The sequence below is a fragment of the Pararhodobacter zhoushanensis genome (genome assembly GCF_025949695.1).
Taxonomy (GTDB): Bacteria; Pseudomonadota; Alphaproteobacteria; order Rhodobacterales; family Rhodobacteraceae; genus Pararhodobacter; species Pararhodobacter zhoushanensis_A.
In genome coordinates this window covers 1,485,709-1,505,130 of sequence record NZ_JAPDFL010000001.1, presented here as the reverse complement: position 1 = coordinate 1,505,130, position 19,422 = coordinate 1,485,709, and the positions used below count along the sequence as shown (strand labels likewise).

Below are 19,422 nucleotides of genomic sequence, written 5' to 3'. Positions count from 1 at the left end.
GACACATAGACCTTTACTTACGAAACATAAGTACCTACATAAATGTTAGTGTAAGATTTCCGGAGACGACCATGACCCCCGCGCAATCCGCCCAAGACATGCTCGACGCCATGGCACGCGGCAATGTTCTGGCCCCCGACTGCCCCTCGCGCGCCGTGCTGCAACATCTGACCAGCCGCTGGGGGGTGCTGGTGATGGCGGTGCTGGCGACCGGCACCTACCGCTTTGCCGCTCTGCGCCGCAAAATCGGCGGGGTCAGCGAGCGGATGCTGGCGCAGACGCTGCAGCAGCTTGAGGGCGACGGTTTTGTGCATCGCAAGGATTATGGCGAGGTGCCGCCGCGGGTCGAATACTCGCTGACCCCGCTGGGTGAGACGGCAGCGCAGCATCTGGTCGGACTGGTGGGCTGGATCGAAGGGGCCTTGGGCCAGATCCTGTCCGCCCATGGATCGGCGGGTGACCTCAGCGAGTCGCCGGACCAAACCGCTCCTGCATCCGTTTGACGATCTGATCGCGGGTCTGACGGTAGGCCTGCAGCTTGGTTTCGCGGGTTTCGCCCAGTCCCGTGGGGTCCATGATCGGCCAGTATTCCACGTTCACATGCGCATAGCGTGTCATCTCCAGCGCCATGCGCTGGCTGGCGGGTGACAGTGACACGATCAGATCAAAGCCCGACAGATCGTCGCCCCACTCGACCATCTCGTCGAAACTGCGCGAGCGGTGGCGCGACAGCTCGACGCCGATTTCGGCACTGACGGTGACGGCGAACCCGTCGATTTCCAGATCATTGTAGACACCGGCGGATTGGACATAGGCGCGCTGCCCGTAGAGTTGCTTCATCAGCCCCTCTGCCATCGGCGAGCGCACGGAATTGTGGTCGCAGCAAAACAGAATGGAACTGGGAAAGGGTTCACCCAAGATCACGCCCCGCGATTCAGCACGCTGATCAAGGTGAAAAGGCGGCGGGCGGTGTCGAGATCGATCTCGGCCTTGCCCTCGAGCCGCTCTTGCAACACCCGCGCTCCCTCGTTGTGAATGCCGCGCCGGGCCATGTCGATCGCTTCGATCTGGCTGGGCGGCAGGCGTTTCACCGCATCGAAATAGCTGGCGCAGATCTGGTCGTAATCCTTGACCACCTGCCGGAACGGGCCAAGGGACAGGTGCATTTCACCGACAAGTGTGCCGGTTTCCTGACTGATCTCGACGACCAACCGCCGGTCGCGGATCGCCAGTGCCAGCCGGTAGGGCCCTTCGGGCACGCTGCGGCCCTCGCGCTGGGGCAGCGTGAAGCAATTCTCTTCCAACAGATCGAACACCGCGACCTTGCGCTCCTGCTCCATCTCGGGGGTCGGAGCAGGCAGGCCGGAATCGTCGATGTCGATGTGGCAGATGCGGTTCATTCACGTGGCTTTCGTCGTTTGCCCCATGGTGATGCCCCAGCGCACAACCGGGATCAAGGCGCGATTGGCGGCCAAGGCAGGGGGGCTAGCCCCCTCTGCGCGTGCCGCGCATTCACCCCCAGGATATTTAGCGAGCAAAGAGGGGCGTTAAGGTTTTGTTAAGCGCGTTTCTTTGCTCTTCAAATATCCACCAGGGGGTCCGGGGGACGCGTGCGTCCCCCGCGCGGGGGTGGGGCTGGCCCCACAGCGGCGCGAGACCCCTCGATGGGGTCGAGCGCCGTCCCTCCCCGGCTTACTCCTGCGCGCGCAGGATGCCCGCCGGGCGCGCCGCCAGCGGTCGCCAGGCAAAGAGCAACCCGGCCAGCAGCACGGCCACCACGCCGCCGACCACGATCAGCAACGCCGAGACCGGCTCGAACCGGTAGGGCAGGTCCATTACCTGCACGAGGATCGCCCAGGCTGCCAGAGCCCCGGCACCGATGGCCACCAGCCCTGCCGCCGCCCCCATCAGCGCCGAGCGCAGGGCGAAGCTGGCAAGGATGCGCCCCCGCGTCGCGCCCAGTGTCTTGAGCACAGCCGCTTCGAACACCCGCGCGCGCTCGCCTGCCGCGGCGGCACCGATCAGCACGACAAAGCCCGTCGCCAGCGTCGCCAGTGCGGCCAGCGAGGTGGCCGCCGCCAGCGCCCCAAAAGCCTCGACCACCCGCTGCGCCGCCTCGCGGATCGGGATCGCGGTGACGTTGGGAAAGGCATTGCCCAGCGCGCGCAGGATTGTGCCTTCGGACCCCTCGGGGGCGCGGGCGGTCGCGATCACGGTATGCGGTGCGCCCGCGAAAGCACCCGGGTTGAAGGTCATCACAAAACCGATGCCCCCCGTGCGGAAGTCCAGCTCGCGGAAATTGGCGATGGTGCCGGTGATGTCGCGGCCCATGACGTTGACCGTGATCGTGTCGCCCAGGGCAAGGCCAAGCTCGGTCCCCTCTTCCTCCCCGAAGGAAATCAGCGGCGGGCCGTCGTAATCCTCGGGCCACCACGTCCCTTGGGTCAGCCGCAACCCGCCCTGATCGGCAGCATAGGTCACGCCCCGGTCGCCGCGCAGCACCCAGTGGTTGCCATACTCGCTGGACGGCCGGCCGTTGATCTGCGCGATCACGCCGCGCAGCTGCGGCGCGGTCTGGATGTCGCTGACGCCGTCGAACCCGGCAAGCGCGGCGCTGAACGGCGCGACCTGATCGGGTTGCAGGTCCAGAAAGAAGAAAGACGGCGCGCGGTCGGGCATCTGCGTCGAAATGGCGTTGCGAAGATTGGCGTCGATCTGACCCACGGTGGCCAGCACCGTCAGCCCCAGCCCCAGCGAGAGCACCACGGCCACCGCCCCCTCACGCGGGTTGCCTACTGCGCCCAGCGCCAGCCGCAGCGCGGTATGGCCGCGCAACGCCTTGGCCCGCGATGCGCGCCGCGACAGAGCGCGCAACCCCAGCGCCACCAGCGCCAGAAGACCCAGCGCGAAAGCGATGCCGAAGGCCGCGCCCAGCGCCAGTTCCCACGTCCCCGAGAACCAGACCGCCGCGCCGATGAGCGCTGCGACCGAGAGTGCCAGCGCCAGCATCGGCAGAGCGCCGGGCCGGGCCCGCGATTCGGTACCGATACCGCGATAGAGGGCGGCGGCGCGCACGCTCTGCACCCGCGCCAGCGGCCAGAGGGTAAAGACCATCGCGGTGAGCGCGCCGTAGAGCGCGGCCTCGGCCAGCGGGCGGGGGTAGAGCCCGGCGGCAATCGGCACGGGCAGGCTGCTCTGCGCCAGCGGCGTCGCCAACAGGACAGCCCCCGCGCCCAGCGCCAGACCCAGCGCCACGCCAACCAGTGTCAGAACGCCGATCTGGATGAAATAGATCGCAAATATTGTCCGCCCCTCGGCCCCCAGTGTCTTGAGCGTGGCAATCACCCCGGTCTTGCCGTCGAGGTAGGCGCGCACGGCGGACGACACGCCGATGCCCCCCACCGCCAGCCCGGCCAGCCCGACCAGCACCAGAAACGCGCCGATCCGGTCGACGAAACGGGCCACGCCCGGCTCGGCCCGCGCCGCGTCGCGCCAGCGGATGCCAGCGTCGTGGAACGTGTCGATGAGCGAGGCGCGGACGCGTTCCAGCGTGTCGCCATCGCGCAGAACCAGCCGGTAGGAGGTGTCATAGAGCGAGCCTGCGCCGAGCAGCCCGGACCCTTCCAGCGCCGAGGTCGCCACGATGCTGCGCGGGCCGAAGCCGAAGCTGGTGCCGACAGAATCCGGCTCGCGGATCACCGCGGTCATCAGCGCGAAATCCTGCGTGCCCATGCGCACCGTATCGCCGATCTGCAGGCCCAGACGGTCGATCAGCAGCGGGTCCAGCGCCGCGCCGGGCAAACCGCCCTGCCCGGCCAGCAGGGTATCGACGCTCATCGGCGGGTCAAACTCGGGCGCGCCGATCAGGGGCCAGGTGTCGTCAATCGCCTTGACCTGCGTCAGTGCCCGTTCGCCATCGGGCGCGACAGCCATCGAGCGGAAATCGACGACCTCGCCCCAGGCCGCCGCCTGCGTATCAAGCCAGGCGCGCTCGGCCTCGTCGGCGAAGCGGTACGTCATGCGCAGCTCGGCGTCGCCCCCCAGCAGGGCGCGACCTTCGCGGGCCAGACCAGCCTCAATCGCGGCACGGACCGAGCCGACAGCGGCAATCGCCCCGACGCCCAGCACCAGACAGAGCAGGAAGATGCGGAACCCGGCAATCCCGCCGCGCAACTCGCGCCGGGCCAGCCTTGCGGCAAGGGCAAGGGTCATGCGGGAACCCCGGCGCGGGTTTGGGTGGCGCGGGTCTCGGTCTCGATCCCGCCATCGCGCAGGTGGATCACCCGGTCGCAGCGCGCGGCGAGTTCAGGGGAATGCGTGACGAGCACCAGCGTCGCGCCATGGCGGTCACGCAACCCGAACAGCAGGTCCATGATCGCCTGCCCGTTGGGACCGTCAAGGTTGCCGGTCGGCTCATCGGCCAGCAGGATCGCGGGCCTGGGCACGGCGGCACGCGCCAGCGCGACGCGCTGCTGCTCGCCGCCCGACATCTGCGCGGGGTAGTGGTGCATCCGCGCGCCAAGGCCGACGGCGGTCAGCTCGGCCTCGGCGCGTTCGAACGCGTCCTTGTGACCGGCCAGCTCCAAGGGCGTGGCGACGTTTTCCAGCGCGGTCATCGTGGGGATCAGGTGGAACGACTGGAACACCACGCCCATATTGCCGCGCCGGAACCGCGCGAGCGCGTCCTCGTTCATCGTGGTCAGATCCTGCCCCAGCGCCTTGACCGCGCCGCTGGTGGCGCTCTCCAGCCCGCCCATCAGCATCAGCAGCGAGGACTTGCCCGAGCCCGACGGGCCCACCAATCCGATGGACTGGCCGCGTTCAACGTCCAGTGAGATGCCCTTGAGGATCTCGACAGGGCCGGCATTGCCCTGCAAGGTCAGGCAGGCATCCTTGAGGGACAGAACGGGTTCGGGCATGAAAACAATCCTTTGCAACGCTTCAGGCGGATATGGAGCTTCAGGCCGATATGGGGTCGCGCGCGCGCATAGCAAGCTACGCGGCCTTGCCGCAGCTGCGCTTTTCACGCTGCTGGCCGGAGTTTCCGCCGCAGATGCCGAAACTTTGCGCATCACGGCACTGGGCGATTCACTGACGCAGGGCTACGGGCTGATGCAGGGCGACGGGCTGGTGCCGCAGCTGGAGGCCTGGCTGAGGGCGCGCGGGCATGATGTGAGCGTGATCAACGCGGGCGTCAGTGGCGACACCACGACCGGCGGGCGCGCGCGGCTGGACTGGACGCTGGCGGACACTCCTGACGCGGTGATCGTGGCGCTGGGGGGCAATGACCTGCTGCGCGGCATTGATCCCGCGTTGAGCCGCGCCAACCTGGACGCGATCCTGACGCGGCTTGAGGACGAGGGCTTGCCTGCGTTGCTGGTCGGATTGCCCGCGCCGGGGAATTACGGGGCGGCGTATCAGCAGGCGTTCTCGGCGATGTACCCGGAGCTGGCCGAGGAACATGGCACGCTGTTGGTGGCCGATATGATGGCGCCGCTGATGGCGGAAGGCGTCGCGCCGCGCGCGGTGATGCAGGGGGATATGATCCATCCGAATCCAGCGGGGGTCTTGCTGGTGGTCGAGGCGATGGGGCCTGCGGTTGAGGAGCTGATCGCGCGGATTGCCGAGTGAGGGAGGCCGGCGCTCGCGGGCATCGAGCCCGCTCGCGCCGGGTGGGGCCAGCCCCACACCCCGCCAAGGGGGTTTTCCACCCCTTGGAATCCCCCGAGGATATTTCCGGCATAAAGTTGGGCTTTGCGTTTGACGGGTTGGGCGCTAAGCCCTGAGGCATGCAACGTGTCACGCTCACCGCCCTCTCGGATCTGTTCTCCTTGCCCTATGACGAGGTGATCGATGTACGATCGCCGGCGGAATTCGCCGAGGACCGGGTGCCCGGTGCGGTCAACCTGCCCTCATTAAGCAATGAAGAACGCGCGCGGGTCGGGACGGTTTACGTGCAAGAGAGCCGGTTTCTTGCCCGGCGGATGGGCGCGGCACTGGTGGCGCGGAATGTGGCGTCGCAGCTGGAGGGGTATCTGGCCGACAAGCCCACCGATTACCGCCCCTTGGTGTATTGCTGGCGGGGCGGGCAGCGGTCGGGCTCGGTTGCGCTGATCCTGGGCCAGATCGGCTGGCGCGTTGGCGTGCTGGACGGTGGCTGGCGCTCGTGGCGGCGGCTGGTGCAGAAGGCGCTCTATGAAGAGCCGTTCCCGGCGCCGGTTATGGTTCTGGACGGCAACACCGGGACGGCGAAGACCGCGATCCTGCACAAGGTGGCGGCGCGCGGTGGGCAGGTGATCGATCTGGAGGGGCTGGCGCGGCACCGGGGCAGCCTGTTCGGACTGGTGCCCGGCGATGCGCAACCGGCGCAGAAGGGGTTCGAGAGCGCTTTGGCCGAGGCGGTGGCCCGGCTCGATCCGTCGCGGCCGGTGCTGGTGGAGGCCGAGTCCAACCGCATCGGGGCAATCCGCTTGCCACCGTCGCTGTGGCAAGCGATGCAGACAGCACCCCGGATCGAGATCGACGCGCCGATTGAGGCGCGCGCGCAGTGGCTGACCACGGCCTATGCCGACATCACCACCGCGCCCGATGTGCTGGCGGCGCGGATCGCGGCATTGGGGCCGTTCCAGTCCAAGGCGACGATTGCAGAATGGCAGGCGCTGGCCGAGGCCGGTGATTTCACCCCGCTTGCGGCGCGGCTGATGGCCGAGCACTACGACCCGCGCTATGCGCGCACCAAGCTGCGGCAGGGGGAAGCGGCAGCGCAGGTGTTGCGCAGCGAACGACTGGATGACGCCGCTCAGGAAGCGCTGGCGGATCAGATCGCAGCGATCCTGGGTTGAAGTTTTCCGACATCGGCAAAGGAAAACCCCGAGGCTACAGCCAACGGGTTTTCCCTTATCCAACATATGCAAAAAGTCTGACGATTAGCTGCGCCAGTCGAAGAACCCGGCAGGTGCGCGGGCCAGCAAGCGCTCTGCCACGGCCTTGCCCAGCGCGGCGCCCTCGGCAATCGGGGCGCGGCCTTCGTCGCTAAGGGACTCAGAGCCATCAGGGCGCAGGATCTCGCCGCGCAACCAGAGCTGGTCGCCCTCGATCACCGCCAGCCCGGCAATCGGCGTCTCGCACGAGCCGTCGAGCGTGGCGAGGAACGCGCGTTCGGCGGCCAGCCGCAAGCCGGTGGTCTGGTGGTGGATCAGTTCGAGCATCGCCTGCGCGCGCGCGTCATCGACGCGGCGTTCGATGCCGATTGCCCCTTGCGCGACGGCGGGCAGCATCTGCTCGGGGTCGATGGCCGAACGGGCCACATCGGCCATGCCCAGCCGGTTCAGCCCGGCCATGGCGAGGAAGGTGCAATCGGCGACCTGCTCGCTCAGCTTGCGCAGGCGGGTCTGCACGTTGCCGCGAAACTCGACCACCTTCAGATCCGGACGACGGTGCAAAAGCTGCGCGCGACGGCGCAGGGACGAGGTGCCGACCACCTGCCCCGGTGCCAGATCGTCGAGCCGCGCCACACCCGGCGACACGAAGGCATCGCGCACATCCTCACGCGGCAGGTAGCAGTCCAGCATCAGCCCTGCGGGCTGTGCGACCGGCATGTCCTTCATCGAATGCACGGCAATGTCGATGTCGCCCGCCAGCATCATGTCCTCGATCTCGCGGGTGAACAGCCCCTTGCCGCCCAGCTCCTTGAGCGGGCGGTCCTGCACCTTGTCGCCGGTGGTAGTGACCACGACGATCTCGAACGCGGCTTGCGGCAGGTCGAAGCCGGCCATCAGCCGGGCGCGGGTCTCATAGGCCTGCGCCAGCGCCAGCGGCGAACCGCGGGTGCCGATCTTCAGGGGTTCGGCGGGGGTGGGGAGGGTCACGCTCATGCCGCCTGATTATCCCCAGCGTCGCGCCCGCGCAACGGGGTGCCTTTTGTTTGAACCGATCCGTCGCTGGGCGCGACCCATAAGGGACATCAGCCCCGGAGGAGCCGCCATGCCTGTTCGCCTCAAGACTGCCCGCCTGTGGAGCGTCGTTGCCGTCGTGCTGGTGATCACCGGCGCGGTGGCCGTGGCAGGAACCGGATCGGACGCGGCACCGACACACACATTGCCTTTGTCGCGCGCAATCTGAGGAAATCGCCCCTTCCCGCTCTATTTTGCCCTAGTCTTGACAAAAACCCGAGGCACCAAAGCCGCACCGAACCAAGGGAGTCGGCTTTATGAAGGATCTCGCTAGCGTGTCACAGACGATGGCCCATACGCGATTCAGCCCGATCTGTCCCCTTACGGGATCGGAAATGCACCCGGGTCTGACCGTGCCAATCGACTGGCGACGACCGGCAGATCGCCGCGCCTGGCAGATCTGGTGGAATGAGACCGATGGCTTTGGTCAGGTCTTTCCGCGCCCGCGCCCCAGTGACGTAGCCAGTTTTTACGACATCGACGCCTATTACACCCATGCCGAGCGCTATACGCCCGACGTCGCCGACGAGGCGCGACGCGTGGGCACGCTGGGCCGCCAGCTGGGCCGTCTGGCCTGGCGGTTTGAGCGCGGGGCTGAGCCGACATCGGCCTGGTGGCGATCGATCATCCCGCAGGAGGCCGAGACCGGGCTGGAGATCGGCTGCGGCGATGGCGACAGGATGCGCACTTTTGGACCGCATCTGAAATCCGTGCGCGGGGTCGAGCCTGACCCCCGTGCGGTCGCTGTGGCGCGCAGCCGTGGGCTGGACGTGAGGGAGGGAACAGCGGAATCGCTGCCGGCTGCGATCCGGAGTTCGCTGTATGACCTGATCGTTTTCTCGCATGTTCTGGAGCACACGCTGGACCCGGTTCTGGCGCTGGCGAATGCGCGTGATCTGCTGTCAGACAACGGCGTCATGTCGGTTGAAGTCCCCAATATGGCAAGCGAAGGCGCGCGCCGGATGGGGCCGCGCTGGCGCTGGCTGGATGTGCCACGGCATCTGAATTTCTTCACGCCGGACAGTCTGAAAGCCTGCGCCGAAGCCGCCGGGCTGCGCGTGCGTGCCGTCCTTTATCGCGGTTATGTGCGTCAGTTCATGCCGGACTGGTTGATCGACGAGGCCCGCATCACCGCCGAGATGGAGGGGCGCGATCTGCTGCAGGCCGATATCGACCGTCAGGTGCGCCATTCGCTCGGGCTGTTCGCCGCCACGGCACTGGCTGACCCGGCCAAGAAATACGATTCCGTCCGGGTGATCTGCACGCGCGACTGACACTGCCGCCTGACCCTTGAAAACGCTCGCGAAGAGATCTTCGCGAGCGTTTTGCATTCCTGCGACAAGCACCTGTTGCGGGGCCCGGCCGTGGGTCACCCCTCGGGGGCGACGACCGTGCAATCGTGATCGCGCGCGATCAGGCGGGTGCAGGCCATTTCGGCCTGTTCCTGCGACAGCGAGTTCACCTCGGCCACATAGCGCCCGCCGCGTGTGGCGACCCGGCGCACGCCGGTGCTCAGCGTCGTCGACTCGGACAAAGCGATGCGCAGCAACGTGCGCTCGGCGTCAAAGGGCGAGCCAAAGCGACCCAATTCGACCCGCCAAAGTCGCCCGCCGGAGGTGGAAACGCGGGTGACAATCTCGGGCATCGGGGCTTCGACAGGGGCCGGATCCTCATCCGAGGCACTGGTCAGCACGATCGCCGGGGCCAGCACAGGCTCTTCGGGGTTTTCGTGGTCCAGCGCTTGCAACAGTTCTTCATCGCGCCACAACACGCGGCCCTCGTCATCCACTGCCAGCTCGACGGCCGCAGGCTCAATCGCCGGCAAAAGTGCGTCCGGGTTCGGGGCCGCGACGGGTGTCGCACCAGCAGCCGCAACCCTTTCAGCCGGCTGCGCGGGCGCTGCTTGGTCCAGCGCAATGGGCGGCAGGCCGGGGATGGTCAACGCGTGATCCGCCACCTGCACCTCGGCCACGGCCTCGGGGTCATGCTCGAACTGTTCGGGCGGCGTCGGCGCGGTCGCATCAGCCAGCGCTGCCAGTTCTTCCGGGCGCGGCGCCGGGGTCACGGCGGGAACCGCATCCTGCTGCGTCAGCGCGGCGTATTGCTCGGGGTCGATGATCGAGAACCCGGCAGCGCGCGCAACCTCGACGCCGCTGTCCCCCATCCCGGCTGATTCGGTCTCGTCAGCCTGTTCCAGCGCCGCCACGGCCTCTTCCGGCCGCGCGCGCGGCAAGGGAGACCGCTCAGGGGCGGCAGCGGCAACCAGCACCGTGCCCTCTTCAGCGAGGCCGTCTTCACCCTCCTCCGATTCCTCTGACGAAACGCCGGGCAGGACGCCCAGAATCGGCGACCTCGACAAGCTCGTCCGGCTCACGGATATCCTCGATCACCTCGTCGATCCCGTCGCGCAGCGCGGCGATCAGGTCATCAGACGGCGCATCGCCGGGCTGCGGCCTGCGCCGCGGAAAGCGCGATGTCGTCGGCGCGGTTTGCAGGCGAATCACCCGGCCCGCAGCGACGCCCGAGCCCCGATCATCCGACCCGGGCACATAGCTGGGACGCGAGGGACGGTGAACGGCGGCCCTGCGTGGCGCCAGCCGGAAGCCCCGGTCCATCAGCTCGACCACGCGGTTATAGCGCGCCGTGGACGACCGGTTGCCCATCGCCGTGACCAGAATGCGCACGCCGTTGCGTTCCGCCATCGCCGTCAGGTTATAGCCCGCCGCGCTGGTAAAGCCCGTCTTGATCCCGTCCGCCCCGCGGTATCCGTTCAGAAAACGGCGGTTGGTGTTGTTGACCGTGGCGATCCCGGCATCCTCGGACCGACGCGAGAAGATGTTGTAATACTGCGGAAAATCGAAATAGAGCTGCCGCCCCAGCCGGCTCATGTCACGGGCCGAGGAATAGTGCCCCTCTGACGTCAACCCGTGCGGGTTGCGAAAATGGGTGCTGGTCATGCCAATCGCCCGCGCGGTGCGGTTCATGCGGGTGGCGAAGGCCGATACCGAGCCTTCAAGCGCCTCGGCGATCGCGACAGCGGAATCGTTGGCTGAACGCAGCGCGGCGGCGCGGATCAGATAGCGAAACGAGATCGTCTGCCCAGCGCGCAGACCCAGCCGCGAGGGGGCTGCGCAGCGGCGTGCTGCGAGATCTCGCACCCGCGTGTCGAGCGTGATCTCTCCATTCTCCAGCGCCTCGAAGGCGATGTAGAGTGTCATCATCTTGGTCAGCGACGCCGGATGCAGGCGCGCTGTCGAATTGTCGGTTTCCTGAAGAACTTCACCCGTTCGCACGTCCATGATCACGGCTGAATAGGGTTGCGCTACGGCTCGCATGGGCATGCCGGTGGCGAGGATCGCCGCACAGAATACTGCTACGGACCACGCACACATGTCCCTGAGCCAACGCTGTCGATGCGTTGTCACTTGCCTGACCTCTGCCTCTGCGCCCCCGTTTAGCCGGCGGCGTCATTTCTGCTCACGATAAGGCTACCATTAAAGCGGCGATATGAAAACCCCCGCCTTTTCAACAGCTTTTCGGACGATCTTGAGACGAGATCTATATCTGGCAGCGCCACGCGGGGCGCCCACAACATTCAGGACGACTCGATATCATCAATCAGCGCAGGCAAATCAGCCAAGGTGGAAATCCGCCGAAAGCGCGGGTGACCCTCGGGGGTCGGCGCGCGCTCCAGTGCCCATTCCAGCCCGTGCGGCACAAACACGCCCCATGCCCCGGCGTTGAGCGGCGCGACCACATCAGACGCCATCGAATTGCCCGCCATCAGCGCGTGCGCAGCCCCGTCGCCATGCCGCGCGAAGACGCGGGCATAGGCATCGGGCGTCTTGTGGCTGACGATCTCGACGGCGTCGAACAACTCGCCCAAGCCCGACTGCGCCAGCTTGCGCTCCTGATCCAGCAGATCGCCCTTGGTGATCAGTACCAGCCGGTGCTTGTCGGCCAAAGCCTCGACCGTGGCCTGCACCCCGTCGAGCAATTCGATCGGATGGGCCAGCATCTCTTGCCCGGCGGCGATGATCTGACCGATCACGCTGCCCGGCACGCGCCCCTCGGTCACCTCGACCGCCGTTTCGATCATCGACAACACGAATCCCTTGATGCCAAACCCATAGCGCCCGACATTGCGATGTTCGGCGGCGAGCAGCCGTTCGGACAGGTGCTCGGCCTCGGCATGATCGGCCAGCAGCTCGGCAAAACGGCTCTGTGTCAGGGTGAAAAACCGCTCGTTGTGCCAGAGCGTATCGTCCGCATCGAGACCAATCGTCGTTAACTGCATCGTAAGGGATGTCCTGGCAGGGTTCACTTGAGCGTTCTGCGCGCTATATACTGCCGGGAAACCGAATCTGTCACCCCAGGCCAAACCCGCATGGTATTGCACTCCACGATGTCCGATCGCACAGACGACCCCGACAACGGGGACCCCGGCGTTGCCACCAAGACACGCACCCGTACCCAGCGTCCGCCGATGTATAAGGTGATGCTGCTGAACGACGATTTCACGCCGATGGAATTCGTCGTGCATGTGCTTGAGCGTTTCTTTGGCGTCAATCACGCACAGGCGTTCGAGATCATGCTCACGGTCCACAAGAAGGGCCTCGCCGTGGTTGGCGTCTTCAGCTACGAGATCGCCGAAACCAAGGTCGCGCAGGTGATGGACTTTGCGCGCCGTCACCAGCACCCGCTACAGTGCACGCTGGAAAAAGAGGAGTAGGACGCGCTCGCGTCTGCCCATGACCATTTCGCTGACTGACCCGGCCCCCCGCGCCCTGCGGCTGGAGCTTGCCGTCGAGGCTGGGCTTGCCTTGCCTTCGAGCGGCACCATCGCCGTTTTCCACCCCCGCGCCGGTGAATGGCTGGACCCGCTGCCGCGTGAGCGCGTGCAGATTGTCACCCCGCATGCGCCTGACCATGCCGCGTTCGTCGCGCAGGGCTACAGCTGTGCGCAAGCCGCGACCGGTCCCTACACCGCCGCGCTCGTCTGCCTGCCCCGCTCGCGGAGCGAGGCGCGCGATCTGCTGGCGCAGGCTGCGGCGCTGACGGATGGGCCGGTGATCGTGGATGGCCAGAAGACCGACGGCGCGGATGCGCTGTTGCGCGAACTGCGTGATCGGGTTGAGCTGAGCGAGGTCATCGCCAAGGGCCATGGCAAGATCGCCTGGTTCCCCTCGCCCGGCGATACGCTGGGCACTTGGCGCGCGGTGGCCAGCGACCTGTCCGACGACACCCGCAGCTATCAGACCCTGCCCGGCCTGTTTTCGGCGGATGGCATCGACGCGGCATCGGCCTTGCTGGCGCAGATGCTGCCGGCGGGCCTGAAGGGCCAAGTCGCGGATATGGGCGCGGGCTGGGGCTATCTGTCGGCACAACTGCTGGCCAAAGCCCCCGGCATCGCCGCGCTGCACCTGATCGAATCAGACGCCCGCGCGCTGGGATGCGCGCGTCTGAACGTCACCGACCCGCGTGCCCAGTTTCATTGGGCCGACGCCACCAACCCGCTGCCGCGCCTGCCGCTGGATGCGGTGATCATGAACCCGCCGTTCCATCAGGGCCGCGAGGCGCGCCCACAGCTGGGCGTTGCGTTCATCCAGAGTGCGGCCAAGATGCTCAAGCCGGGGGGACAGTTGTTCATCGTCGCCAACCGGCACCTGCCCTATGAGACGACGCTGGCGGCGTGTTTCCGCAAGCTGACGGAAGAGCCCGGCAACGCCGGCTTCAAGCTGTTTGTCGCCGAAGGCCCGGTGCGCGAACTCAAAGCCGCCAAGGCACGCACCGCAGCGCCCCGCGCCGGCCACAGCAAAGGACGCCGCGCATGAGCTTTTCGATCGAGGGCAAGACCGCCATCATCACTGGTGCGGCCACCGGTATCGGCCATGCGATTGCCCGGCATTTTGTCGATCAGGGGGCCAATGTCGTCTTCTCCGACCAGAACGAAAAGCGTCTGAAATCGGGTGCGGACGATCTGGCAGAGCTGCCCAATTGCCGCCTGTTTGCTGGTGACCTGCGCGAAAAGCTGAACGTTGCCAATCTGTTGTCCACGGCTCTGGACGCGTTCGACCGGGTCGATATCCTGATCAACGCAACCCGTAGCTTTATGGTCACCGACCCGCTGGACCCCGCTGACAACAGCGTTGAAACCCTGCTGGACCAGAACCTGAATGTCGCCCTGCGCACCAGCCAGGCGGTTGCGCGGCGGATGATCCTGCAAGCCGAGCAACAGGAAACCCGCCCGCAAGAGGCCGGAACGATCATCAACCTGTCCTCGATCGCCGCGCATCGCACGCAGCCTGAGCTGTTGGGCTTTTCCATCTCGAACGCGGCGCTGGAACAGATGACGCGCTCGATGGCCGTGGCGCTGGCGCCGCAGGCGATCCGGGTGAACGCGATTGCCGTTGGCTCGCTGATGAGCGGCACATTGCGCGACACGATCGCCGAGCACCCCGAATACCGCGACAGCATCATCGCGGGCACGCCCCTGCACCGGATTGGCACGGCATCGGAAGTCGCTGAACTGGCGCAGTTCCTTGCCTCGGCCGCGTCGGGCTTCATGACAGGGCAAGTCGTCGGGCTGGACGGCGGCCGGTCCGTTCTGGATACGGTGCAGCGCCCCGCCCATTGAGCGGGACGCTGCCTGCGTTCAGTCCTGCGCGGCCAACCAATGCTCGGCATCGAGCGCGGCCATGCAGCCCATGCCCGCCGAGGTCACTGCCTGACGGTATTTGTCATCGGTCAGATCGCCTGCCGCAAACACCCCTTCAACCGAAGTGCGGGTCGAGCCCGGCTCGACCCAGACGTAATTGCCCGAGTGCAGCTTGAGCTGATCCTTGACCAGCTCTGACGCCGGGGCGTGACCGATGGCGACAAAGAAGCCCTCGGCGGGCAGCACCGACTCGGCCCCGGTCTTCAGGTTGCGGATCTTCACGCCGCTGACACCCAGCGGCATCGAGGTGCCCTCGACCTCCACAATCTCGCTGTCCCAGACGACTTCGATCTTGGGGTGTTTGAACAGCCGGTCCTGCATGATCTTTTCCGCCCGCAGGCTGTCGCGACGGTGCACCAGCGTGACCTTGGACGCGAAATTGGTCAGGAACAGCGCCTCTTCCACGGCGGTGTTGCCGCCGCCGACCACGACGATCTCCTTGCCACGATAGAAGAACCCGTCGCAGGTGGCGCAGGCCGAGACGCCGAAGCCCTTGAACTTCTCTTCGCTCTCAAGCCCCAGCCATTTCGCCTGCGCGCCGGTCGCCAGCACCACGGCATCGGCGGTATAGACTGTGCCGCTGTCACCAACGGCGGTGAACGGCCGCTTGGACAGGTCCAGCGACAGGATAATGTCGGTGATGATCTCGGCCCCCATCTCGCGCGCGTGGTTCTCCATGCGCACCATCAGGTCAGGGCCCATGACCGACGCGTCACCGGGCCAGTTTTCGACATCGGTGGTGATGGTCAGTTGACCGCCCGGCTGCATGCCCTGCACCAGCACCGGCTCCAGCATCGCGCGGGACGCATAGACGGCGGCGGTATAGCCCGCAGGGCCCGAACCGATGATCAAGAGGCGGGTGTGTTTGGTTTCGGACATCTGGCGCTCCATACATATTCTTTTCACTGCATGTAATCGCGCAAGAGCGTCATGCAAGGGCTTGCATTCTCCTATCGGCTCAGACCGGGGCGTGGCAAGACGGCACCCGCCAACCCGAGCCATTGCCTTTCCAACGACCGCCCGCGCAAATGCGGGTTTGTGTCACTCTGCGGCACAGAAATTGCTTAAGTACGAAAGATTATTGCGCATCCGGGCGATCATGCCTACATAAGCGCAAACCGACATGGAGACCTGCCGCAATGCCCGGCGCGAAACTCGATCCCATCGACCGTATGATCCTTGCCGAATTGCAAGCCGATGGACGCATGACCAACGTCGAATTGGCCAAGCGAGTCGGCATCTCGGCCCCGCCCTGCCTTCGCCGCGTCCGCACATTGGAAGAGGCGGGCTATATCCGCGGCTACCACGCCCGCGTCGATGTGCGCGAACTGGGGTTCGAGGTGCAGGTGTTCGCCATGGTCCGCCTCCACCGCCAGAACGAGGCCGATCTGCGCGCCTTCGAAGACCGCTGCCGCGCGTGGTCCTTGGTGCGCGAGTGCCACATGCTGAACGGCGAGATCGACTTTATCCTGAAATGCGTCGCACCCGACCTGTCGACGTTCCAGAATTTCCTGACCGAGGATCTGCTGGCCGCCGATAACGTCGCCAGCGTGAAAACCTCACTGGTGATCCGCGTGGCCAAGGATGATCCGGGCGTGCCCTTCGACGTGCTCGAAGAACGCTATCGCCGCGAGGCTTAACCGCGCCGGATGCGGTGCACCAGCGAGCCGCCCTGTTCCTCGCAGCCCAGATAGCTGTGCCCTGCCCCGGCGCAGAAATGCGGCATGTCGATGATGGACGCCGTGTCGGTCGCCAGCACGCGCAGAACCTGCCCGGCACTCATCCCGGCCAGCCGCTTGCGCGCCCGCAGCACCGGCAGCGGGCAGAGCAGGTCGCGGGCGTCGATCTCGACATCAAAATCCTGAGTCATGCGCTGCCCCTAGCGCGGGGCACGCGCCACTGTCCAGCCCCTCAGACCTGCGCCACCATCTGCGGCAGCGCGATCAGCACCCGGCCATCCCGGCCAAGTCGGATCGCCCCGGCAGGCGCGCCCGTCCCCGGCATCCCGGATTGCGCAAAGCGCCCCGGCAGATCCCAGCTGTAATCGCCCGCACCCAGCGTTGCTTGCGTTCCGGCGAACTGGGACGCGTCTTGCACCCGCGCAATGAGCGTGTTGCGGTCAGGGATGATCTCGACCGTTCCCGCCGGAATGCCGTCACGCCAGCGACGCCGGAAGGGCGTGCGGAAAATCGAACCCAACCCGCCGACCCGCGACAGATCCACCCGATCCTCGTCATACAAGGCCGCACCGTTATTCCAGTCCAACGACAGGGCCTGCCGGCCATCGGTAATCACCAGATGATCAATCCGCGCCGCCATCCCGTCGCGGTTAACAATCACCGGATAGGCCGCGCCGCTCTGCACGCTGTTGCGGCCCGAGGCCTGCGCCATGCTCCCTGCGCCAAGGGCGGCTGCAAAACTGGTCAGAAAGTGGCGGCGTTGCATGGCGGTGCTCCTGAAAGTGTCTGTCCCCAGTCTAGCACGCCTGTGCGCAGCAGCGAGGTCAAAGCCGCGTGCGCAGCATGAAGAAGGGCGCGCAACCCTGCGGTCGCGCGCCCCCTGCCTTACTGCAACCCTGATCAGTTGCGGGTCTTGTCGACCATCTTGCCCTTGGAGATCCACGGCATCATCGCGCGCAGCTTCTCGCCGACCTGTTCGATCTGGTGCTCGTCATTCAGGCGACGGGTCGCTTTGAACGATGGCTGACCGACGGCGTTCTCCTGCATGAAGTCACGCACGAACTTGCCGTTCTGGATGTCCGTCAGCACGTCTTTCATGCGCTTCTTGGTCTCATCATAGGGCAGGATACGCGGGCCCGAGACATACTCGCCATACTCGGCGGTGTTCGAGATCGAGTAGTTCATGTTCGCGATGCCGCCTTCATAGATCAGGTCGACGATCAGCTTCACTTCGTGCAGGCACTCGAAATAGGCCATTTCCGGCTCGTAGCCCGCTTCAACCAGCGTCTCAAAGCCCATGCGGATCAGCTCGACCAGACCGCCACACAGCACGGCTTGCTCGCCGAAGAGGTCGGTTTCACATTCCTGACGGAAGTTGGTTTCGATGATGCCCGAGCGGCCACCGCCGATGGCCGAGCAATAGCTCAGACCCAGCTCCATCGCGCGACCGGTCGCGTCCTGATGCACGGCGACCAGGCAGGGCACGCCGCCGCCTTTGGTGTATTCGCCGCGCACGGTGTGGCCGGGGCCCTTGGGGGCCATCATGATGACATCGACGCCCGCTTTCGGCTCGATCAGGCCGAAATGCACGTTCAGACCATGCGCGAAGGCAATCGCGGCACCCTCTTTCAGGTTGTCGTGGACGTATTTCTTGTAGGTCTCGGCCTGCAGCTCGTCAGGCATGGTGAACATGATCAGGTCGCACCAGGCGGCAGCCTCGGCGATGCCCATCACTTTCAGGCCTTCTTTTTCGCATTTCGCCGCCGAGGACGAGCCTTCGCGCAGGGCGACGACGACGTTCTTGGCACCCGAATCGCGCAGGTTCAGCGCATGGGCATGGCCCTGGCTGCCATAGCCGAGGATGGCGACTTTCTTGTCCTTGATCAGGTTGATGTCGCAATCGCGGTCGTAATACACGCGCATGAGGGCGCTCCTTGGTCGGTGTTGGTTGCCCTGCATCATAGGGAATTTCCAAGCAAAGGCGTTGCAATTTCCTCTATAATTTGCGCAATCCTGTCAGGTACCATTCGCACAGATCGCTAATTTGGAGGGAATCATGTCCATCGACGACACCGACCGCCGATTGCTGCGCCAGTTGCAGGCCGACCCGGCCCAACCGATCGCCGAACTCGCCCGCCGCGCGACGATGACCGAGGCGACCGCCTCGCGCCGCCTCGACCGGCTGCGCGCGCGCGGCGTGCTCAAGGGGGTGGAGGCGGTGATCGACTGGCGCAAACTGGGCTGGGAGGTCGAGGTCTCGCTGCGCGTCACGCTGGACAAGACCAACCCGCGCGCCTTTGACGAATTCATCGCCGCCGCGCGGCTGGTGCCCGAAGTGATCGAAATCCAGACCTTCCTCGGCCGCGTCGATGTCCGCCTCAACGTCATCGCCCGCGACATGACCCATTATACCGAGGTCTACCGCACCCGCATCCTTACCCTTCCCCATATCGCCGACCTCGAAGCCCTGATGCATGTCGCCGAAATCAAGCGTGGCGAGGCGCTGCCGCTGTGACCCGCCCCCACCTTTCATCTTGCCCTAAATACGCCCTTTCTTTTCACCGGCACCGCCGATGATCGATCTCGACGACACCGACCGCGCCCTGCTGCGCGCCCTTGCCGCCGATGCCACGCTCAGCGCCGGGGCGCTGGGGCGGCAGCTGGGCCTCAGTCAGCCCGCCACCTGGCGCCGCGTCAAACGCCTGACCGAATCCGGCGCCATCGCCGGGCGGCGGCTGGTGCTGGATCAGGCCGCGCTCGGCTTTGGGGTGACGGTATTTCTGGGCGTCACGCTGGCCGCCAAGGGCCGCGTGTCGCTGGAAGATTTCGAGCGCGCCGTCAGTGCGATCCCTGAGGTGCAGACCGTGCAGCACGTTCTTGGCCTGTACGACTACCGCCTGCGCGTGGTCGCGCGGGATCTGGCCGATTTCGAGCGGGTCTTGCGTCGGCGGATCATGACCTTGCCGGGGATCGGCGCGGTGGATGCCAATGTGCTGCTAAGCGAGGAACGGCGCCCCGGGCCGCTGTAGCTGTCGGGGGGCTGCCGCCCCCCGAACCCCCTGCCCAGAGGAGG

Annotated in this window: 23 protein-coding genes; 11 read left to right on the top strand and 12 right to left on the bottom strand. The window is 66.1% G+C overall.

What is annotated here, in order from left to right; genetic code table 11:
• Window positions 1-71: 71 nt before the first annotated feature.
• On the top strand, window positions 72-503 hold the full coding sequence (locus OKW52_RS07425) for a winged helix-turn-helix transcriptional regulator (protein WP_264505163.1): 432 nt from the start codon (window positions 72-74) through the stop codon (window positions 501-503).
• On the opposite strand, the gene OKW52_RS07420 is transcribed toward OKW52_RS07425, so the two are convergent.
• The 4 genes from OKW52_RS07420 to OKW52_RS07405 form a co-directional block, all read right to left on the bottom strand.
• On the bottom strand, window positions 463-855 hold the full coding sequence (locus tag OKW52_RS07420) for an arsenate-mycothiol transferase ArsC (protein ID WP_264507672.1): 393 nt from the start codon (window positions 853-855) through the stop codon (window positions 463-465). The two genes, OKW52_RS07425 and OKW52_RS07420, sit on opposite strands and share 41 nt — an antisense overlap.
• Window positions 856-920: 65 nt before the next feature.
• Window positions 921-1,400 (bottom strand): UPF0262 family protein, encoded by a 480-nt coding sequence (locus OKW52_RS07415; RefSeq protein ID WP_264505162.1) that lies wholly within the window; start codon window positions 1,398-1,400, stop codon window positions 921-923.
• 292 nt (window positions 1,401-1,692) lie between these two features.
• The gene (locus OKW52_RS07410; RefSeq protein ID WP_264505161.1) at window positions 1,693-4,212 is read right to left on the bottom strand and encodes an ABC transporter permease; all 2,520 of its coding nucleotides are present in this window, start codon (window positions 4,210-4,212) and stop codon (window positions 1,693-1,695) included.
• The gene (locus tag OKW52_RS07405; RefSeq protein ID WP_264505160.1) at window positions 4,209-4,919 is read right to left on the bottom strand and encodes an ABC transporter ATP-binding protein; all 711 of its coding nucleotides are present in this window, start codon (window positions 4,917-4,919) and stop codon (window positions 4,209-4,211) included. Before OKW52_RS07405 ends, OKW52_RS07410 begins: the two co-directional genes overlap by 4 nt.
• Here OKW52_RS07405 and OKW52_RS07400 point away from each other — a divergent pair.
• Together OKW52_RS07400 and mnmH are read left to right on the top strand one after the other, a co-directional pair.
• Complete coding sequence (locus OKW52_RS07400; protein WP_406622199.1) at window positions 4,918-5,631, top strand: arylesterase; 714 nt, start codon at window positions 4,918-4,920, stop codon at window positions 5,629-5,631. The two genes, OKW52_RS07405 and OKW52_RS07400, sit on opposite strands and share 2 nt — an antisense overlap.
• A gap of 158 nt (window positions 5,632-5,789) precedes the next feature.
• Window positions 5,790-6,842 carry a tRNA 2-selenouridine(34) synthase MnmH gene (gene mnmH / locus OKW52_RS07395; protein WP_264505158.1) on the top strand — a complete coding sequence of 351 codons (1,053 nt, stop codon included), beginning with the start codon at window positions 5,790-5,792 and terminating at the stop codon, window positions 6,840-6,842.
• Between the two features lie 84 nt (window positions 6,843-6,926).
• Here mnmH and hemC read toward each other — a convergent pair whose 3' ends face one another.
• Complete coding sequence (gene hemC / locus OKW52_RS07390; protein ID WP_264505157.1) at window positions 6,927-7,874, bottom strand: hydroxymethylbilane synthase; 948 nt, start codon at window positions 7,872-7,874, stop codon at window positions 6,927-6,929.
• 109 nt (window positions 7,875-7,983) lie between these two features.
• Here hemC and OKW52_RS07385 point away from each other — a divergent pair, with 109 nt between their 5' ends.
• Window positions 7,984-8,121 (top strand): hypothetical protein, encoded by a 138-nt coding sequence (locus OKW52_RS07385; RefSeq protein WP_264505156.1) that lies wholly within the window; start codon window positions 7,984-7,986, stop codon window positions 8,119-8,121.
• Between the two features lie 88 nt (window positions 8,122-8,209).
• Window positions 8,210-9,226: a class I SAM-dependent methyltransferase gene (locus OKW52_RS07380; protein WP_264505155.1), complete on the top strand. Its 1,017-nt coding sequence runs from the start codon at window positions 8,210-8,212 to the stop codon at window positions 9,224-9,226.
• 95 nt (window positions 9,227-9,321) lie between these two features.
• On the opposite strand, the gene OKW52_RS07375 is transcribed toward OKW52_RS07380, so the two are convergent.
• From OKW52_RS07375 to OKW52_RS07365, 3 genes are all read right to left on the bottom strand, one after another.
• Window positions 9,322-10,221: a hypothetical protein gene (locus OKW52_RS07375; RefSeq protein ID WP_264505154.1), complete on the bottom strand. Its 900-nt coding sequence runs from the start codon at window positions 10,219-10,221 to the stop codon at window positions 9,322-9,324.
• A gap of 25 nt (window positions 10,222-10,246) precedes the next feature.
• Window positions 10,247-11,287, bottom strand: a complete 1,041-nt coding sequence (locus OKW52_RS07370; protein ID WP_319800457.1) for a D-alanyl-D-alanine carboxypeptidase family protein — start codon at window positions 11,285-11,287, stop codon at window positions 10,247-10,249.
• Between the two features lie 260 nt (window positions 11,288-11,547).
• Window positions 11,548-12,249, bottom strand: a complete 702-nt coding sequence (locus OKW52_RS07365) for an HAD family hydrolase (protein WP_264505153.1) — start codon at window positions 12,247-12,249, stop codon at window positions 11,548-11,550.
• A gap of 108 nt (window positions 12,250-12,357) precedes the next feature.
• Here OKW52_RS07365 and clpS point away from each other — a divergent pair, with 108 nt between their 5' ends.
• Genes clpS through OKW52_RS07350 form a run of 3 tightly spaced genes read left to right on the top strand, consistent with a single transcriptional unit; the run spans window position 12,358 to window position 14,589 of the window.
• Window positions 12,358-12,684, top strand: coding sequence for an ATP-dependent Clp protease adapter ClpS (gene clpS, locus OKW52_RS07360; RefSeq protein ID WP_164736557.1), 327 nt, complete (start codon window positions 12,358-12,360; stop codon window positions 12,682-12,684).
• A 19-nt stretch (window positions 12,685-12,703) separates the two neighbouring features.
• Window positions 12,704-13,786, top strand: a complete 1,083-nt coding sequence (locus OKW52_RS07355) for a class I SAM-dependent methyltransferase (RefSeq protein ID WP_264505152.1) — start codon at window positions 12,704-12,706, stop codon at window positions 13,784-13,786.
• The gene (locus OKW52_RS07350; RefSeq protein WP_264505151.1) at window positions 13,783-14,589 is read left to right on the top strand and encodes an SDR family NAD(P)-dependent oxidoreductase; all 807 of its coding nucleotides are present in this window, start codon (window positions 13,783-13,785) and stop codon (window positions 14,587-14,589) included. The genes OKW52_RS07355 and OKW52_RS07350 overlap by 4 nt, the downstream gene beginning before the upstream one ends.
• Before the next feature lie 18 nt (window positions 14,590-14,607).
• Here OKW52_RS07350 and trxB read toward each other — a convergent pair whose 3' ends face one another.
• A complete protein-coding gene (trxB, locus tag OKW52_RS07345) occupies window positions 14,608-15,549 on the bottom strand; it encodes a thioredoxin-disulfide reductase (protein WP_264505150.1) in 942 nt (313 codons plus the stop codon).
• Window positions 15,550-15,809: 260 nt separating this feature from the next.
• Between trxB and OKW52_RS07340 the strand changes: the two genes are divergently transcribed.
• Window positions 15,810-16,310: an Lrp/AsnC family transcriptional regulator gene (locus OKW52_RS07340; RefSeq protein ID WP_127104881.1), complete on the top strand. Its 501-nt coding sequence runs from the start codon at window positions 15,810-15,812 to the stop codon at window positions 16,308-16,310.
• Here OKW52_RS07340 and OKW52_RS07335 read toward each other — a convergent pair.
• The 3 genes from OKW52_RS07335 to ilvC all read right to left on the bottom strand — a co-directional run bounded on the left by OKW52_RS07335 (window position 16,307) and on the right by ilvC (window position 18,272).
• Window positions 16,307-16,540: a sulfurtransferase TusA family protein gene (locus OKW52_RS07335; RefSeq protein ID WP_264505149.1), complete on the bottom strand. Its 234-nt coding sequence runs from the start codon at window positions 16,538-16,540 to the stop codon at window positions 16,307-16,309. The genes OKW52_RS07340 and OKW52_RS07335 overlap by 4 nt on opposite strands.
• Window positions 16,541-16,581: 41 nt before the next feature.
• Window positions 16,582-17,115: a hypothetical protein gene (locus OKW52_RS07330; protein ID WP_264505148.1), complete on the bottom strand. Its 534-nt coding sequence runs from the start codon at window positions 17,113-17,115 to the stop codon at window positions 16,582-16,584.
• A gap of 134 nt (window positions 17,116-17,249) precedes the next feature.
• On the bottom strand, window positions 17,250-18,272 hold the full coding sequence (gene ilvC, locus OKW52_RS07325) for a ketol-acid reductoisomerase (RefSeq protein WP_127104884.1): 1,023 nt from the start codon (window positions 18,270-18,272) through the stop codon (window positions 17,250-17,252).
• A 133-nt stretch (window positions 18,273-18,405) separates the two neighbouring features.
• Here ilvC and OKW52_RS07320 point away from each other — a divergent pair, with 133 nt between their 5' ends.
• On the top strand, window positions 18,406-18,864 hold the full coding sequence (locus tag OKW52_RS07320; protein ID WP_264505147.1) for an Lrp/AsnC family transcriptional regulator: 459 nt from the start codon (window positions 18,406-18,408) through the stop codon (window positions 18,862-18,864).
• Between the two features lie 58 nt (window positions 18,865-18,922).
• Window positions 18,923-19,378 carry an Lrp/AsnC family transcriptional regulator gene (locus tag OKW52_RS07315; RefSeq protein WP_264505146.1) on the top strand — a complete coding sequence of 152 codons (456 nt, stop codon included), beginning with the start codon at window positions 18,923-18,925 and terminating at the stop codon, window positions 19,376-19,378.
• Window positions 19,379-19,422: the final 44 nt, after the last annotated feature.

Coding starts and splice junctions, on each gene's coding strand:
- OKW52_RS07425 (WP_264505163.1), top strand. CDS start 72: ATGACCCCCGCGCAATCCGCCCAAGACATGCTCGACGCCATGGCACGC.
- OKW52_RS07420 (WP_264507672.1), bottom strand. CDS start 855: ATGGCAGAGGGGCTGATGAAGCAACTCTACGGGCAGCGCGCCTATGTC.
- OKW52_RS07415 (WP_264505162.1), bottom strand. CDS start 1,400: ATGAACCGCATCTGCCACATCGACATCGACGATTCCGGCCTGCCTGCT.
- OKW52_RS07410 (WP_264505161.1), bottom strand. CDS start 4,212: ATGACCCTTGCCCTTGCCGCAAGGCTGGCCCGGCGCGAGTTGCGCGGC.
- OKW52_RS07400 (WP_406622199.1), top strand. CDS start 4,918: ATGAAAACAATCCTTTGCAACGCTTCAGGCGGATATGGAGCTTCAGGC.
- OKW52_RS07405 (WP_264505160.1), bottom strand. CDS start 4,919: ATGCCCGAACCCGTTCTGTCCCTCAAGGATGCCTGCCTGACCTTGCAG.
- mnmH (WP_264505158.1), top strand. CDS start 5,790: ATGCAACGTGTCACGCTCACCGCCCTCTCGGATCTGTTCTCCTTGCCC.
- hemC (WP_264505157.1), bottom strand. CDS start 7,874: ATGAGCGTGACCCTCCCCACCCCCGCCGAACCCCTGAAGATCGGCACC.
- OKW52_RS07385 (WP_264505156.1), top strand. CDS start 7,984: ATGCCTGTTCGCCTCAAGACTGCCCGCCTGTGGAGCGTCGTTGCCGTC.
- OKW52_RS07380 (WP_264505155.1), top strand. CDS start 8,210: ATGAAGGATCTCGCTAGCGTGTCACAGACGATGGCCCATACGCGATTC.
- OKW52_RS07370 (WP_319800457.1), bottom strand. CDS start 11,287: ATGCGAGCCGTAGCGCAACCCTATTCAGCCGTGATCATGGACGTGCGA.
- OKW52_RS07365 (WP_264505153.1), bottom strand. CDS start 12,249: ATGCAGTTAACGACGATTGGTCTCGATGCGGACGATACGCTCTGGCAC.
- clpS (WP_164736557.1), top strand. CDS start 12,358: ATGTCCGATCGCACAGACGACCCCGACAACGGGGACCCCGGCGTTGCC.
- OKW52_RS07355 (WP_264505152.1), top strand. CDS start 12,704: ATGACCATTTCGCTGACTGACCCGGCCCCCCGCGCCCTGCGGCTGGAG.
- OKW52_RS07350 (WP_264505151.1), top strand. CDS start 13,783: ATGAGCTTTTCGATCGAGGGCAAGACCGCCATCATCACTGGTGCGGCC.
- trxB (WP_264505150.1), bottom strand. CDS start 15,549: ATGTCCGAAACCAAACACACCCGCCTCTTGATCATCGGTTCGGGCCCT.
- OKW52_RS07340 (WP_127104881.1), top strand. CDS start 15,810: ATGCCCGGCGCGAAACTCGATCCCATCGACCGTATGATCCTTGCCGAA.
- OKW52_RS07335 (WP_264505149.1), bottom strand. CDS start 16,540: ATGACTCAGGATTTTGATGTCGAGATCGACGCCCGCGACCTGCTCTGC.
- OKW52_RS07330 (WP_264505148.1), bottom strand. CDS start 17,115: ATGCAACGCCGCCACTTTCTGACCAGTTTTGCAGCCGCCCTTGGCGCA.
- ilvC (WP_127104884.1), bottom strand. CDS start 18,272: ATGCGCGTGTATTACGACCGCGATTGCGACATCAACCTGATCAAGGAC.
- OKW52_RS07320 (WP_264505147.1), top strand. CDS start 18,406: ATGTCCATCGACGACACCGACCGCCGATTGCTGCGCCAGTTGCAGGCC.
- OKW52_RS07315 (WP_264505146.1), top strand. CDS start 18,923: ATGATCGATCTCGACGACACCGACCGCGCCCTGCTGCGCGCCCTTGCC.